Here is a 14,526-nt window from a genome sequence, read left to right on the forward strand (position 1 = left end):
TGCCCACCTCGATCGGGCGTCGTACCGCGCCTTTCTTTTTGCGTACCCGCCGCCGCTCCGGCCTTGAAATTACCGTGATCTGACCCATCGCACCGTCCCTTGTACTGCTGGGCGAACCGACGAAGCATCCAATCGTCCCTGGAAGCGGGGATCGCGACGGTCTAACGGCTTGGCCTGACCGATCCGAAGCGCAGGGCCATATCCCAATCTCTCGGCCATGGACTACCAGGCGGTGCGCCTCTTGAATGGCGACATCCGCCCCGAACAGTTCATGACCGGGGCTGGCGAGGAAGGCGGCTTCTTCGATGTGCTCGCCAATGGTCCGGTTTCGGCGAGCGCGGCTGATGATCCGTCAAGCCCGGCCGAATTGCGGGCTGACCGATGATGAGAATGCCGACTTCCCTGCACTCAGCACAATTGGCTGAGCGCCTGTCCCTCTCACTCGGGATGGGCCGCATTCTGCCCGATGGCCTGCAGAAGTTTCACGGCCTTTTGGTCGAAGCTCATGAAGACATCAGCGCCCAGCCACTGCCCATCATGAGCGATGACGCCATCGGCAAAATCACCCCCGGCATCGAGGAGAGCCAGGCCCGCCTCTGCCGCACCGCGGTCCATGACGACGTTGCCGGCGTTCAGCAGCAGCCGAACCGAGGATGCAATCTCGACAGAGCTCAGTTTGTAGCCGACCTTGAGAACCCAGCAAAATTCGCAAAGCGCAGAAAGCGGCACAGCGACCAGTTCCGCGCTGGATATGAGCTTACGCGCGATTGGCCCTTGCCTGGCATCGTCCTGGGTAGCCGCGCGAACCAGAATATTGGTGTCTGCCGTGACCTTCACAGCTCTCCGGCCCAGCCCTTGCTGATGATCTCGTTCATCTCTTCGATCGAGAGGGAAGGCTGCCCTTCCCGCTTCAACGATCCGCAGAAATCGGAAATGCTGCCGGAAGGCCGCTCGGCCCGAATCCGAATTTCGCCTCCTGGCATCTTGTCGATGCTGAGCTTGTCGCCGGGATGGATGCCCAGATGCTGGAGCAAATCCCTCTTAAGCGTGATTTGTCCTTTAGCGGTGACGGTGAGCGCGTTCATCCGGGTAATCCTTTCAATCCGCCATGTAATGGAAACTTCCATTACATTCAAGCCGCGAGGGTTCAAGGTGTTCCTTCCCCTCGCCCTGCTGACCGTGTCCACGCCCGCAAATGCCGCAGGAAATGACAAGGTCAAGGCTGAGCGAGCAGCGATCCATCCCGTCACGACACCCCGCGAACTGAGCGCCTGGCTGGCAAGGGTTCCTCGCACACGCGAGTTCCCCGCGGATCTCGACCCGACATTGCACACGGAGGGCGGAACCTTTGTCGTCGAGATGAGCTCGGCTCCCGGCTGCCTGCCGTGCGGCGATCTTTGGACGCGCCTCCCCCGCTTCGGCCGCAGCTATGGCTGGCAGGTCCGCACCATTTCCTCGAGCGATGCGCTGCTGCGTTCCGGACGCCTCGGGCTTCCATGGGTCGGACATCCGGTCCTGTAGGTGAGGCCGACAAATGATCCGGTCCGCCTCGTACCAGCCGCGATCGGCACCGATCATGACGAGAATCTCCGGCGGAACATCTATCTGGCCACGAAGATGCTGACAGGCGTCCGGCCGGAAATCGGCCTGCGCGCCATGTCGAAATATACCGGCATCGTGGCGCCGAGCGTCCCCTCCACCACCTCACCCAAGCACAAAGGGAGCTGACCATGGCGGGTCTCTTAGCGCTTGCCGGCTCAGTCTGACCACGACCTTGTCTTTCTAGTTTGCTCGTGAGATGCATAATTTACGGATTGAGAGGTAGAGAAGGCCATCCGTGACGCAACGGATTTTCCCATTGGGTTTCCGTAGCTTTCCTGAAATGTTGACCATCAAACCACCAGTCCGGAATCGGCTTGTGGTGGGAGCGTAGTCCCAATATCTGACCGTCCGCACCGGAGAGTCGAAAATTGGCAGTCGAACGACCGCAAAGGGTCGGTTGAGAAGGGCGCGCGCCACACGCCCTTCCCTAATGCAGTCGTTGCCGGTCCTACTCGGTGAGCCTGCGCCCATAGCTCGCTACCCGTTGGGCCAGTTGCTCCTTGCGTCCGGCCGGCGTGACCTGCACTGCCCCTGCGGGCAAGCTTTGCTTGAGCTGCGCCAGCCGAACAACCTTGAAATCCTGGATCGCGTCTGCCGGTACAGCGTTTGGCGGCAGCGACTGCCAGCGAACGGCGAACAACCCCGCCGCATGGCCTTCGGGGTCCAGCCAGTTATAGACGCCAGGGTCTCGCGGAGAGATCACGAAGGTGTAGCTGCCATCGGCATTGGGCTTGGCCTGCGCGGTGTTGAGACTGCTTGTGCATCCGACATAATCATAGGCCACCCCCCACGGGTCGGTGAGTTGGAAACCCATGGAAGCCGCCCCCAGCGGACGCAGTGTCACCACCCACGCCTCATCTGGACCGAGGTTGAAATGCCCGCTTGTCGAAAAGCCGCGACCACCCGGTCGTATGCGCGGCACGCCGATCTGGTTGACCGGCTTGGTGAAAACAAACTGGTTGTCATACGTGACCCAATAAGGCGCCATCTGCGACAGCAACGCAGCGGCGCGGTGCGCCAAGGCATCGTCCGAAGGCGGCGCAGCCAGAGGCAAGCCGTCGACGCGGCGGATTTCCAGCGCAACCGGATTCTGCGTCGCCCAATCGGTAAAGAGATCGCGCACGATCAACAGGAGCTTACCGTGCGCCGGGGTCTGGATGTGATTGCGGCGCTCGCCAGCGGGCGCGCTATCCAACGTGATCGTGAAGCTGCCGTCTGCGGCAATCTGCATGGCGTCGCTTCGCAGCGTCCCCAGTTGCTTGCCGCCTTCGGCCGCCATCGCCGCCGTGCCCGGGATCGAATCGCGAAGTTCGAAATGCAGTTCGGCGGGACCTGGGCGCTTGATCCGTCCATGAATTTCGTAGCGGGCGGCGCCATCGACCATGGCGTTGCGATAGACATTGTCGGGATTGTCGATGCCATAGCCCGATCGCGGCACCCGCATTCCGAACCAGTCATGCGGCGCGTTCACCACCCACATCACGGCAGGGCGATCGGTATCCTCCCCGACGGCATATTGGATCGCCGCCATCGCAATCGATTCAGCGGCACGGCGGATCGTGGCGCGGCCGGTCGGCGTCGAGCCTTGCGGATCGGCGGCATAAAGGGACTCCACGCGCTTGATTTCCGCCTGCATCGGCGCGCTGGCAAGAATGCGCAACGCAGCGGTTTCGAGCACGATCTGTCGTTTATTGGCGAGCGCGCCGGCGACAGCCGGCGACTTGGTGGCGGCCATGGCGGGCGCTGCGGCAACGGCCATGGGTGCGAGCGTGCACAGGGCAGCGCTAGCCAGCCGGTGGATCAGGCGATGGGACATGGGGATTGCTCCATTGGAAAGCGGCCTAGGACGAGAGCATGGCTTGGAGATGATCTTCAGAACCGAAGTCCCAGCGTCACACCATAGGTCCGTGGATCGGGGAAATAGGCTGTCGTCAGCCTTTGGAAATTGGCGCCATAGTCGATGAAGAAATTGGGGTTATCCTCGTTCAACAGGTTGCGCCCCCAAAGCGATAGCGTGCCGGTTGCCGAACCGATCGGAATTTCGCTCAGCACGGCCCGCGCATCGAGCATGGTGCGACCGGGGCTTTGCGTAAACGCCGCAGCGGTCTGCGTCGGCGAGGTCGGCACCAGCGGGCTGGGCGAAACATAATAATCCGACATCATGTTGAAATCGACGATCAGGTTGAGCTTACCCAAATTGCTCTCCATCGCCCGCCAGTCGACGCTGGTCGAAACGGTATATTTGGGCGCGTGCGGGAAAGCGCGATTGTCGGCAACATCAACGCCAGCATCCAGATATTGGAGATATTTGCTGTGCAGATAACCGACGCTGGCCTGAACCATCAGCCTGTCGCTCGGTTTCGCGACGGCCTCGATCTCAAGGCCGCGAATGCGTGCTTTACCGGCGTTGACAAGAATGCTGGAGGCAGAGAGGCCGGGCACGAACACCGATAGCTGGAGGTCGCTCACATCATTCTGGAAGGCGGCAATGTTGAGCTGCAACCTGTTGTCGAGCAGTCGCGACTTGAAGCCCAGTTCGTAGGTATTTTGCACCTGCGGCTTGAACACGCGTTGCACGTCGGCCTTGGTGCTGGCGGTCGCATTGAACCCGCCGCTGCGAAAGCCCTGCGCGTAGCGCGCATAGATATTTAGATTGGGGCCGAACTCATAAGCCAGCGTAGCCGTGGGGGAGATCTTTTCGAATTTGGCTGGTGGCGTGGTTCCTTCGGGCAAATTCACGACGACAACCGGCCCGGCGGCCGTCAGACGGGCGAGATAGCGTTCCACCGCCTTCTTTTCATGCGTGTAGCGCAGCCCGCCGGTCAGGGTCAGGGCATCGGTGATCCTGTAGTCGAACTGGGCATAGGCGGCATAAGCCTTGGTGGTGAAGCCGAAGCGGGAATCCGTATTGGACAGCCCGGAGAAAAAGGACTGGGGATTGAAAACAAATCCATCATCATCGAAATAATAAGCGCCGAGCACATAATTCAGCCGATCAACCTTCCCGGTGAGCTGGAATTCCTGACTGAACTGCTTGTATCGCGAATCCCGCGAGGAAAGCGCCAGCGCGACCGGTGTTCCGTCAAGATCTAGCGCATCCCTGTATTTCTGCTTGCGCTGCGCGGTTATGGATTTCAGTGTGCCCAGGTCGCCCAGATCGAACGTTGCCGTCAGCGCATGGCCCCAATTCTTGGCATATTCGAAATTGGGGCTGTCGAAACTGACATCGCGCATTCGCCTGCGCGGCAGGACATAGGGAGCGAGCGTGCCGGTGCCGGACACGGCCTGGGCGGCGCTCGCCTGCTGATCGTTGACGCTGATGTCGAACGTGTAGTCGAGTGTGAGCGCGTCAAACGGCTCCGCACGCAGTTGCACCATGCCGCTTTTGGAATCGAGTGTCTGCGCTTCATCGGTGAAGGCGTTCCCGGCGACGTGATAGAAACCATCGCGTTTGACGATCTGCCCCGACAGCTTGGCACTGAAGATGCCGAGCCGCGGCAGATCGATGGTCCCGCGCACCCGCCGATAATCATAATTGCCGTATGACGCCTCTACCTTGCCGCTGAGCTCGCCACTGGGTTTCCTGGTGACGATGTTGAGCGCCCCGGCGATCGCATTGCGACCGTAAAGCGTACCTTGCGGCCCGCGCAGCACCTCGATCCGTTCGATGTCGGCAACGTCGAAGAGCGACCCTTGTGCCTTCGCGATGTAGATGCCGTCCATGTACATGCCGACAGACGGTTCGAAATAAAGCTGCGGATTGCCCTGGACGCCGCCGCGTATCGCGATGATCGACGACGTCCGGTTGCCGCCGGCGGTATCGACCTTGAGATTGGGTGCGAGGCCGCTGAGATCGGCCACGGACGTGATCTGGCGCTTTTCGAGATAAGCGGGCGACAGGGCCGAAATCGCGATCGGCACATCCTGTAGATTCTGCTCCCGCTTCTGCGCGGTGACGACGATCTCATCGACCCCGGAGCCTGCGCCCGTTTGCTCGGGCAGGGTCTGCGCTTGCGATGGCGTATGCCAGGTCGTGCTTGCCAGGGCCGCGACCATTATCTTCTTGAACATATTCCTTCTCCCCGCCGTGATGAACCCGGTCACATCCAGTTGAATCGGTTGTAAATCCCGCGCCGTCGCGCGGCCATCTGCTCGCGCCGCCCATCTGGCGTGATGCGCTTCACGCCCTTGGGCAGATGATCGAACAATTTTTCGTGCGGGACGAGCTGGCATTCGATCTCGGGCAACGTGTCAGCGAAGATCCAGCGGCGGCCGACCATGCCTTCGACGAAACCCGATGTGTCGAACCAATTGGGTACGCCGGGATCCTCATGGGCGATGACCGCGATGAGCTGCCCGTCATCCTCCAGCACGGCATGGTGCATGTTCGTGCCCGAAAGCCGGTAGCGATAGTCCATGGTTTCCCACCATGGATTGTTGAATTCGATGTTCCAGAATTCGCATTGCGGTGGCCGGGTCCGCATGATGAGCGCCTGGCCGACGGGCACGTTCCAATAACCGCAGGCCGGGTCGCCGCCGGGCGTCGCATTGACCTTATCGCCCGTCAGCTTGCGCCAGCTCACGAACTGGTTGGGCGTGCGCCTGAACATGTCCATAGTCTGCTGCCAGAAGCTGATCGTGCTTTCGATCCACTCGCCCGTCGCGCGCAGGCCGGACATGATTCGCTCCGTGCTCATGACCGGCGGCGGCAGCGTTTCGCCTATAAGTTCGACACGCAACCGCATCGGCCGCTCATTTTCCCAATCGGCGAAGAACTGCCGGATCGTTACGCGGAAATCGCGCGGAGACAGTTTGATCCAGTTGCCGGCATGGGGCGTGGCGCTCAGGATGATTTCAAAATCGCCATTTTCGTCTGCCTTAAGATCGCGACCAAACAGCGCCGCCCCCATCGCCCCACCCCATGGTGTGGGGCCGTGCTCGACAGTGGTGATCGAGATGTGCTTGGTCGTACCCCGGTTGCCATACAGGCGGTAGGTGTGAACTGCATCGACGGCGAAACCCAGATAGAGGGCATCCTGATTGTCGCCACCCTGCTTTCTGTCTGGCCCCATATAGCGAAACAGCTCGGGGTGCTGCGGATCGCAATCGTGGATATGGAATGCGAGGCCCAGTGAAAGATTGTTGAGAATGTGCAGGAGGCCCGTCGCCCGATCGAGCGGGCGTCGGGCCGAACTTCGCGCAAAAGCCAGCTTTGCAGCCTCCTGGGTCCGTCGCAGCACCGCGTCGAATTCCGCCAACAGAGTCTCGTCCAGGCCAGGCGCGACAGTATCCGCTGCCTCGGCCAGGCCGGCCAGACCCGCAAAAGCGGCAAGCCCACCGCCGGCAAAAAGGTGGCGGCGCGACAGATTTAACGGATTTCCGAACATGTTTTCCATGACAGCCCTCCCCAGTTTGCGCCCATGCCGACGCTTTTCTGCTCTTGGTACGCCAAGTTGATTAGAAAATTACTGATTAGCAAGTAGAAAAATATGAACCTGCTCTGGTTTGGCGTATATATAACTATATTTTTGTTGATTTTTCATGGTGTTAAACGAGCTAGCTAACTTACTGACGAATTGATTTGACCCCCATACCCACCGTTGGCATGATCCTTGGCATGCTATCCAACGCTTCCAGCCGGGGCGACTCCTCGTCGCGCAAACTTTCCAAGGGTGAGGTCACTCGCCTCAGCATCCTGAGGGCTGCGGAGGCAAGCTTTGCCGGGTTGGGCTATGACGCCGCGCGCCTCGAGACGATCGCCGACGACGTCGGCATCAAGCGGGCCGCGATCTTCTATTATTTCCCGAGCAAGCAGCGGTTGTTCGAGGAGTTGAGCCAGGAAATCCATCATAGCCTCGTCAGCCTGACGCAGACGCGCCTCGATGGCGTCATCGACCCTTGGGAAAAGCTGATGTTGCTCGTTGAAACCTGGCTCGACTTCATGGTTGGTCGGCCCACGGCGGCGAGACTGATCCTGCGCAACTGCGCCACGCCTTCTGTCGGTGACGAGCCGCCCGAAGCCTATTCAGGCAACGCGCTTCAGTTGTTGCGTACCACCATCGCGGAAGGCATCGCGGCTGGGCGCTTCGCGGACGTCAATTCCATGTATCTCGTCAACCTGCTCAGCGGCAGCATTCTCCACTATGTCTGCAATCCGGAGCAATTGGGAAGCGAGCGGCCATACCGGCCAGATGATCCCAACGAAGTGATGATCTTCAAATCGGTACTGCGTAAGACGGCCCGGGCCGTTCTGAACGTCCAATAAACGGCGGTCATGATTAGCTCCGCCCGAACCAGTTTGTGCATCCAGGATTTGCGGCCTCGCTCACTGACGGCCGACGGAAAGAGTTTTCCATCAACGTGACCCGATCATCCGAGGATGACTGCTATCTACCCGTTGATTCCATAAAACTGCCAACCGGCAAACGGCCAGTCTGGGCTATGTCTCGATGTCATGTGGGACCATGAATGAATGGCAGGAAACCGGAACGCGGAATTCGCCCATGAGCGGCAAAGATGGGTCGATCACAGAAGGAAGCTAGGCATCGGCAAGTGCTTTCATCACCTCGCTGAGGCTTCCCTTCACCACGATGTAATTTCCCTTCTCAAAATTCACCGCGCTGGCATCGCTGCCTCTTCTGTATCGCCGTACAAAGTTAACACGATCTGCATTGATGGCGACGGCGTCCCCTTCGGGGGTTTCGAATTCTACATATCCGTTCATGGAAGCCCTTATTTACAAAAACGTCTTCTTAGCCAGGACACTGTCATTTTGCACCAGTCGATCCAGCGATTGGACCGGTGGGCTGGCTTATCCGGATTTGGCTAACCTCCATCCTGAAATTCTGGGAAAAGGGCCTCGACCGCTGCCTGTAGATCGTGAGGGCCAGGGAGCAGGCCGAAATGATCCAATAGTGCCCTCACCAGCCGAGCTCTATGCGGACCGATACCCGGCAGCCTTTCCAGTCCGGGGAAATCGGGATCGGCAAGGCTGTCCGCCAGATCACCCAGCGTCCGATAACCCAAGGCCTTCAAATGCTGCCGTAGCCCGAAGGGCAGAACGGACTGGGTGACTGGCAGATCGCGATCCGTCGCGTTTGGCTTGGTTGAGTGCAACCTTGTTTGCGCCGCCTTCGCCCGGCTCAGGGCCCGACGAATGTGGCCGATCTGGCTGGGAGTAAGCGCCAGTTTGCGACCTATCTCCCGATAGGAGATGCCCGAAGCACGCAGCTCTCGTGCCCGCTCGAGGTTTAAGATGGCCTGCTCCGGCTGGCTCAGCATTAATGCACATCCTGCAGGCAGACCAAGTGATGCTGGGGCAATATCGGCTGGAATAGCTGCATATGCTAGCGATTTCTAGGGCAAGCGAACTCTGTCGCCCGATCCGCGCGTGATATATGTTCTCCTCGACGTCGCTTTAGAAACCCGCCGCGGATGCCATGGCTTGCGGACCGCCCCTGTCGGCTCCCAGTTCGGCAACCGCCGCTTCGGTGGTAATCAGCAGCCCGGCGATGGAGGCGGCGTCCTGCAAGGCCGTGCGGATAACCTTGGTGGGATCGATGACACCGGACTGGAAGAGGTTCTCATACTGTTCACTCTGGGCATTGAAGCCCAGATTTTCGTCCTTCCCGTCCATCAATCGACCGGCAACCACGCCACCGTCATATCCGGCATTCTCCGCAATCTGGCGGAGCGGCGCCTGCAGCGCGCTGCGGATGATGTCGATGCCGCGCCGCTGGTCGTCATTGACAGGATCAAGGCCATCCAGCGCCTTCGACGCATAGAAAAGGGCCGTTCCACCACCGGGCAATATGCCTTCCTCCACCGCCGCGCGGGTCGCGTGCAGAGCATCCTCCACCCGATCCTTCCGTTCCTTAACTTCCAGTTCGGATGACCCGCCGACCTTGATGACGGCTACGCCACCGGACAGTTTGGCGAGACGTTCCTGCAGCTTTTCCCTATCATAATCGCTCGTGGTGGCTTCGATCTGCGCCTGGAGTGCCGCGATACGTGCCTTGATCGTCTCCGGACTGCCTGCGCCGGCAACGATCGTGCTGTTATCCTTGGTGATCGTCATGCGCTTAGCGGTGCCGAGCATGTCCAACGTGACATCCTCCAGCCTGATGCCAAGATCCTCGGTGACGACAGCGCTACCCGTCAATATGGCCAGATCCTCAAGCATCGCCTTGCGACGATCGCCAAAACCCGGCGCCTTGACCGCGGCGACCTTCAGCCCCCCACGCACCTTGTTGACGACCAGCGTCGACAGCACCTCCCTCTCGACATCCTCGGCGATGATGACCAGCGAACGGCCTGATTTCGCGACCACCTCCAGAACGGGAAGGACCGTCTGGATATTACCCATCTTCTTTTCGTGGAACAGGATAACGGGGTCTTCCAGTTCGACCGACATCTTCTCGCTGTTCGTGATGAAATAGGGCGACAGATAGCCGCGATCGAACTGCATGCCCTCGACCATATCCAACTCGAACTCGACACCGGCCGCCTCCTCGATGGTGATGATGCCTTCCTTGCCGACCTTTTCCATCGCCTCGGCAATCCGGTTGCCGACGACCTCATCGCCATTGGCCGAAACGATGCCGACCTGGGCAATTTCCTGATTGTTCGATACAGATTTGGACCGGGCACTGAGTTCGGCGACGACGGCGGTGACGGCAAGGTCGATGCCGCGTTTGAGGTCCATTGGATCGATACCGGCCGATACCGACTTCAACCCTTCCCGGACGATCGCCTGAGCCAGGACGGTCGCCGTCGTGGTGCCGTCTCCAGCATGATCATGCGCTCTGGACGCGACAGCGCGGATCATCTGCGCACCCATATTCTCAAACTTGTTCGTGAATTCCATTTCCTTGGCGACAGTGACGCCGTCCTTGGTGATCCGGGGTGCCCCGAAGCTCCTGTTTATAAGAACGTTGCGTCCTTTGGGACCAAGCGTCACGCGCACGGCATCGGCGAGGATGTCGACACCGCGCGCAATGCTTTCACGGGCCTCGTGCGCGAATTTCACGTCTTTGGCTGTCATGGCTTAAGCCCGACCTTCCTGGCGCTGGTCTGCGACCAGATTGTTGCTTTCACAAGCGGAAGCCAGTGCTACCAATTTGCGAGCAGGCAGTTTCAAATCAAAGCGCCGATGAACCTGATATGCGCCCTGCCGGAATGAATAACAAGCTTGACCCGGTTGCCGAATGTCAGCCGGGAGCTTTTCCCCGCTGCCTCGCGCGAGCGGGGGAGATAAGCCGGTGTTTGCGATGTGGTCGTGAGTGCTGTCTGGCCATCCGTTACGCTGCCATGATATAGTTTTTGCCTGAAATGAAGTCGGAGAGATGCCGGGCGAATTGCGGGGCATCCTGGCCGCTGCGGCGTTCGCGGCGACTCTGAGCGGGTGCTATACTGGAGCGCGAGAATCCGTGGCCGCAGGGGAGCGCGGTAACCGCTATGCGGCTGCTGGGAAGTCCCATGCAAGCGGTCCGGCATATGGCTTGGGATCTGTGATTTCCGCTCTCGATGCAGGCGATTACGATCAGGCCCAGCGCATGGCCGACCAGTTGATCACGACGTCAGCACAGGATGCCAACACCCATTATGTGGCCGGTCTCGCGCGGGTCGGAAGCCAAGATTTGAAAGGTGGCCTCAAGTCATTTGAAGAGGCAGTGCGCCTCAATCCCGGGATGGTTGTGGCGCTTCAGCAGCGTAGCGTCTTGGCCGCCCGGCTGGGGCGGAAGGATGAGGCCCGCTCAACCCTGGCTCTGCTTGATGCGCGGGCGGCGGAATGTAAGGACATATGTACGGATACGGCTGATCTGCGGGCAGCGATTGCCGCCGTCTCGGTGGCACTGGATCAGGATGCCCCACCGCCTGGATTGGTGGTCGATACGTCACCTAGGTCGGTCGGTAGTTTGCCGTTGCGCGATGCGCGCTGGCTTGCGCCGGGTGTACCAATTACGGCGCTGACCCGCGAACCCAGCGCCTGCTTGGCGTTCCCTGCGGACGAGAAAGCCGCGCTCTCGGTCAATATCGGCCGGGCGGCGTTTCGTACGCCCGCTCTGCTGGGGGGAGAGGCCCGACGATTAGGGCTTTCCTGCTCGACCTGCCACCGTAATGGGCGCACCAATCCCGATTTCCTGTTCCCCGGCGTGTCCGGCACCCGCTACCACGCGTGAGACGAGTGGATGCGTCGGAACCCTGATCGGACTGTTGCTGACGACGATGACAGGTACATCATACCGCCACGCGACCTTGTAGGTCTCGTCTTTTACCGGACAAGCGTCAGCATCGATGAGGATCTGGAGCATTCGAGGGATGTAGAGAGGATCGCTTGCAAAGGGGAGCCCCTTCTTCCGGCGAGGTTTAAGATCAGCCTAAGCTGGCATGGCGGCGCCGAATCTCTACATTCCGGCCAAAGCCTGACCTCCGCTATCCGGGCACAGACTTTGGATTTCCAATGGCCAACAGATCACCGGGATCTTGCCGATAGACGGGGAGCTGCGGCTTAACGGCATTCTCAATAGGAACGCGATTTTCGAACCGAGAGTCGAGATGAAATTGGGATCGCCTTTTGGCGGCTCGCAAATCATATTGGCGTCGCTCAAAGAGGAGGTGGCTCTTGCCAGCTCGCGGAAAACATGGGCATGAGGAGCCATCACCGCGTAATGAACGCCATGCTGGTCGACGTCGCGAATGATTTCGAACGTGATAGGCATTGCATGGATCAGCGTCGTACCTCGAACAAGCGGCGCTCGTGCCGTACCCATCCCAGCGCTGAGGGGACAGAGGTAACAGCCACATCTGCCGGGCTTGCGGTATCGACGGATTTGCCGCTGTTCCAGGATCAAAATGCAAAGGCAAGGCATCAATCTCGTAGGGCCGAACCTCCTGTCGAAGTGGTGGACATCGCGGAAATTCCGGGTGGGGGACTGTTGCATCTTCTCAAATGCGGCGAGGATTTTTCGATCCAGTTTGGCAAGGACGAACTCATGGGGAGCCGCAATCATGTCTCGGAGCAGGCGCTGGCAACGCTGACCTGTCAGCGCCTGACGCGCAACGATGGGCATGTGCTGGTTGGTGGCCTCGGCATGGGATTTACGCTGGGCGCGGTGCTTGCCAACTGGGCGCCATCCTCGTCAGTGGTGGTCGCCGAACTGGTGCCCCGGATCGTGACTTGGGCGCATGGGCATCTGGCGCATCTTTTCGGCACCAACCTGTCCGATCCTCGCGTATCACTCCAGCTTGCCGACGTTCATGACGTCATCTCGGAGCAGGCAGACCGTTTCGACGCGATTCTTCTGGATGTCGACAATGGTCCTGATGGCTTCATAACCCCTGCGAACGACCGCCTTTACTGTGACTGGGGGCTACGCGCTGCCTATACGGCCTTACGTCCGAAAGGAGTACTGGCGGTATGGTCGGCCTATTCCGATCTGGAATTTTTCGAAAGGCTTGAGAAAGCGGGCTTTGCCGTTGAGGAAACAAAGCTGCCTGCATCGGCGGGCTGTGTCGATGATTGGCACAGTATCTGGTTCGCTTCCAAACCGGGCGCAGAGATCGTTGCCGCTGCCTGATCCTGGTCATTTTCGTGCAACCATTGACTAAATGGGGCAGGCAGCCCATTTTAATGGCGCTATCGTCGCCTGCGACGGAATTTGGTGCCTGTAGGCTCATGAATCCCCTCATTCAAATGATTCCGAAAGTCCGTTTGAGGAGCTGATGGTGGCGGATAAGGTTCTCGAACTGTAGGATGAGAGGGCGTAGTCTTTCCTCGGGCATGTTGGGGATGAGTTGATAGTACATCACGCCCTGCCGGAAGAGTGAATGCACGCGTCGCGATGTCGTGCTGGTGCGCAGATGGCGGTCGTAGCCGATGGCCTCGCCGGCGGCGCCGAGCACGGTCAGGAGGACAATGGCGAGAGCGGCGATCAGCCACAGCCTGTCGCGCCGGGCGGGCGTGGAGACGCGGGTTGCCGACATGCCCATCCCGAACCGCCAGTCCTTGGCATCGCGAAACGAGCATTCGATGCCCCAGCGCCGCGAGTAAAGATCAATGAGGGTCTTGGCCGTCACCGTGGTCAAGCTGGTCGCGAGGCACCACGGCTCTTTCATATCCTTGGCCTGGACGCACACGACCGCCCCGACGGGGCAACCCTGCGCCGTGACCGTGGCCTCGCGCAACAGCCTGGCACGTCCCGATGGGCCGAGCCACTCCTTTGCCGGACGGCACTCACCGGCGGCCGTCACCTTGATGTTGCCACGAAAGCGGATGACATAGTCGAAGTGCAACTCGTCCTTGAGGACGCCGTAGAGCTTGGTGTCGCCAAAGCCGCGATCGGCGACGAGCAGCACCTTCACTTCTGTCGGCAAGAGCTCGGCAAGCCGGGTGACGATCCAATATTCATAGTGATTGCGCCGCTCTTTCAGCTCCGCCTTGCGTACCGTCAACCACAGTAGCGGCGTTGCCCGGCCATGCTCGGTAAGCAGCGACAGCATCAGGGTCGAGTGCCCGTCGGCATCGAAGTCGGTCCAGTCCATGGCGACGGCGATCTCGGTGCGGCTACCCAGGCAATAGCCGGCCCAGTCGGCCATCAGCGCGTCGACATCGATCCCGTCATTCGACAGCATCCGGTCGACCTGCTTGATCGCGTGACGCGACAGCCCTCCCTGGGCCAGTGCGAGACCGTGGCCAATCGCGCTCACCGCCAGCGACGACGCCTGCAACGTGCCCACCGTCGCCTTCGCCAGCGATGTCACCCGCTTCGCGTGCAGGTCCGCGCCAAAAAGTTCGTCGACAAAGGAATGCACCGCCTCAGAAGAAAACTTCGCCTTGCCGCTCATCTCAATCTGATCCCCCTTCGACACGGAGATGCTGAATCATCTTTCCTGCCCTACGTCATCTCAAAAATGAGGGGATGC

General features: G+C 59.9%; 15 protein-coding genes and 1 pseudogene. 6 read left to right on the forward strand and 10 right to left on the reverse strand.

Annotation, left to right across the window (positions count from 1 at the left end):
• Positions 1 to 199 precede the first annotated feature (199 nt).
• Positions 200 to 385: pseudogene (locus tag HUK73_RS19065) on the forward strand (conjugal transfer protein TraF); the annotation flags it as partial.
• Positions 386 to 438: 53 nt separating this feature from the next.
• Here HUK73_RS19065 and HUK73_RS19070 read toward each other — a convergent pair.
• Together HUK73_RS19070 and HUK73_RS26900 are read right to left on the reverse strand one after the other, a co-directional pair.
• Entirely contained in the window at positions 439 to 837 is a 399-nt protein-coding gene (locus HUK73_RS19070; RefSeq protein WP_176593454.1) for a type II toxin-antitoxin system VapC family toxin, read from the reverse strand.
• The gene (locus tag HUK73_RS26900) at positions 834 to 1,151 is read right to left on the reverse strand and encodes an AbrB/MazE/SpoVT family DNA-binding domain-containing protein (protein WP_369805568.1); all 318 of its coding nucleotides are present in this window, start codon (positions 1,149 to 1,151) and stop codon (positions 834 to 836) included. Before HUK73_RS26900 ends, HUK73_RS19070 begins: the two co-directional genes overlap by 4 nt.
• 1 nt (position 1,152) lies before the next feature.
• Between HUK73_RS26900 and HUK73_RS27280 the strand changes: the two genes are divergently transcribed.
• Positions 1,153 to 1,521, forward strand: coding sequence for a hypothetical protein (locus HUK73_RS27280; protein ID WP_369805569.1), 369 nt, complete (start codon positions 1,153 to 1,155; stop codon positions 1,519 to 1,521).
• Entirely contained in the window at positions 1,522 to 1,728 is a 207-nt protein-coding gene (locus tag HUK73_RS27285; RefSeq protein ID WP_369805570.1) for a hypothetical protein, read from the forward strand.
• Positions 1,729 to 2,050: 322 nt separating this feature from the next.
• Here the strand turns inward: HUK73_RS27285 and HUK73_RS19085 are convergent, their stop codons facing one another.
• The 3 genes from HUK73_RS19085 to HUK73_RS19095 are packed head-to-tail and all read right to left on the reverse strand — an operon-like array spanning position 2,051 to position 6,998.
• A complete protein-coding gene (locus tag HUK73_RS19085) occupies positions 2,051 to 3,418 on the reverse strand; it encodes a DUF1214 domain-containing protein (protein WP_176593456.1) in 1,368 nt (455 codons plus the stop codon).
• Between the two features lie 56 nt (positions 3,419 to 3,474).
• Positions 3,475 to 5,673 (reverse strand): TonB-dependent receptor, encoded by a 2,199-nt coding sequence (locus tag HUK73_RS19090; protein ID WP_176593457.1) that lies wholly within the window; start codon positions 5,671 to 5,673, stop codon positions 3,475 to 3,477.
• Positions 5,674 to 5,702: 29 nt separating this feature from the next.
• Positions 5,703 to 6,998 (reverse strand): DUF1214 domain-containing protein, encoded by a 1,296-nt coding sequence (locus tag HUK73_RS19095; protein WP_255326433.1) that lies wholly within the window; start codon positions 6,996 to 6,998, stop codon positions 5,703 to 5,705.
• A gap of 221 nt (positions 6,999 to 7,219) precedes the next feature.
• On the opposite strand from HUK73_RS19095, the gene HUK73_RS19100 reads away from it, so the two are divergent.
• Positions 7,220 to 7,867 carry a TetR/AcrR family transcriptional regulator gene (locus HUK73_RS19100; protein WP_176593458.1) on the forward strand — a complete coding sequence of 216 codons (648 nt, stop codon included), beginning with the start codon at positions 7,220 to 7,222 and terminating at the stop codon, positions 7,865 to 7,867.
• 273 nt (positions 7,868 to 8,140) lie between these two features.
• Here HUK73_RS19100 and HUK73_RS19105 read toward each other — a convergent pair whose 3' ends face one another.
• The 3 genes from HUK73_RS19105 to groL all read right to left on the reverse strand — a co-directional run bounded on the left by HUK73_RS19105 (position 8,141) and on the right by groL (position 10,645).
• Complete coding sequence (locus HUK73_RS19105) at positions 8,141 to 8,326, reverse strand: hypothetical protein (protein WP_176593459.1); 186 nt, start codon at positions 8,324 to 8,326, stop codon at positions 8,141 to 8,143.
• 101 nt (positions 8,327 to 8,427) lie between these two features.
• Entirely contained in the window at positions 8,428 to 8,883 is a 456-nt protein-coding gene (locus HUK73_RS19110) for a hypothetical protein (protein WP_176593460.1), read from the reverse strand.
• A 136-nt stretch (positions 8,884 to 9,019) separates the two neighbouring features.
• Complete coding sequence (gene groL, locus HUK73_RS19115; RefSeq protein ID WP_176593461.1) at positions 9,020 to 10,645, reverse strand: chaperonin GroEL; 1,626 nt, start codon at positions 10,643 to 10,645, stop codon at positions 9,020 to 9,022.
• A gap of 466 nt (positions 10,646 to 11,111) precedes the next feature.
• Here groL and HUK73_RS19120 point away from each other — a divergent pair, with 466 nt between their 5' ends.
• Entirely contained in the window at positions 11,112 to 11,783 is a 672-nt protein-coding gene (locus HUK73_RS19120; RefSeq protein ID WP_176593462.1) for a tetratricopeptide repeat protein, read from the forward strand.
• A gap of 225 nt (positions 11,784 to 12,008) precedes the next feature.
• Here the strand turns inward: HUK73_RS19120 and HUK73_RS19125 are convergent, their stop codons facing one another.
• Complete coding sequence (locus HUK73_RS19125; protein ID WP_176593463.1) at positions 12,009 to 12,323, reverse strand: hypothetical protein; 315 nt, start codon at positions 12,321 to 12,323, stop codon at positions 12,009 to 12,011.
• A 3-nt stretch (positions 12,324 to 12,326) separates the two neighbouring features.
• On the opposite strand from HUK73_RS19125, the gene HUK73_RS19130 reads away from it, so the two are divergent.
• Positions 12,327 to 13,181: a spermidine synthase gene (locus HUK73_RS19130; RefSeq protein ID WP_255326434.1), complete on the forward strand. Its 855-nt coding sequence runs from the start codon at positions 12,327 to 12,329 to the stop codon at positions 13,179 to 13,181.
• A 112-nt stretch (positions 13,182 to 13,293) separates the two neighbouring features.
• On the opposite strand, the gene HUK73_RS19135 is transcribed toward HUK73_RS19130, so the two are convergent.
• Positions 13,294 to 14,448, reverse strand: coding sequence for an IS4 family transposase (locus HUK73_RS19135; protein ID WP_176590506.1), 1,155 nt, complete (start codon positions 14,446 to 14,448; stop codon positions 13,294 to 13,296).
• Between the last annotated feature and the right edge of the window lie 78 nt (positions 14,449 to 14,526).

This window comes from Sphingobium sp. EM0848, assembly GCF_013375555.1.
Taxonomy (GTDB): Bacteria; Pseudomonadota; Alphaproteobacteria; order Sphingomonadales; family Sphingomonadaceae; genus Sphingobium.

Excerpts from the sequence above, each read along its gene's own strand:
- HUK73_RS19135 (WP_176590506.1), bottom strand. The coding sequence starts at position 14,448 with ATGAGCGGCAAGGCGAAGTTTTCTTCTGAGGCGGTGCATTCCTTTGTC.
- HUK73_RS19105 (WP_176593459.1), bottom strand. The coding sequence starts at position 8,326 with ATGAACGGATATGTAGAATTCGAAACCCCCGAAGGGGACGCCGTCGCC.
- HUK73_RS19090 (WP_176593457.1), bottom strand. The coding sequence starts at position 5,673 with ATGTTCAAGAAGATAATGGTCGCGGCCCTGGCAAGCACGACCTGGCAT.
- HUK73_RS19130 (WP_255326434.1), top strand. The coding sequence starts at position 12,327 with ATGGATCAGCGTCGTACCTCGAACAAGCGGCGCTCGTGCCGTACCCAT.
- HUK73_RS19100 (WP_176593458.1), top strand. The coding sequence starts at position 7,220 with ATGCTATCCAACGCTTCCAGCCGGGGCGACTCCTCGTCGCGCAAACTT.
- HUK73_RS19110 (WP_176593460.1), bottom strand. The coding sequence starts at position 8,883 with ATGCTGAGCCAGCCGGAGCAGGCCATCTTAAACCTCGAGCGGGCACGA.
- HUK73_RS19095 (WP_255326433.1), bottom strand. The coding sequence starts at position 6,998 with ATGGAAAACATGTTCGGAAATCCGTTAAATCTGTCGCGCCGCCACCTT.
- groL (WP_176593461.1), bottom strand. The coding sequence starts at position 10,645 with ATGACAGCCAAAGACGTGAAATTCGCGCACGAGGCCCGTGAAAGCATT.
- HUK73_RS19085 (WP_176593456.1), bottom strand. The coding sequence starts at position 3,418 with ATGTCCCATCGCCTGATCCACCGGCTGGCTAGCGCTGCCCTGTGCACG.
- HUK73_RS19125 (WP_176593463.1), bottom strand. The coding sequence starts at position 12,323 with ATGCCTATCACGTTCGAAATCATTCGCGACGTCGACCAGCATGGCGTT.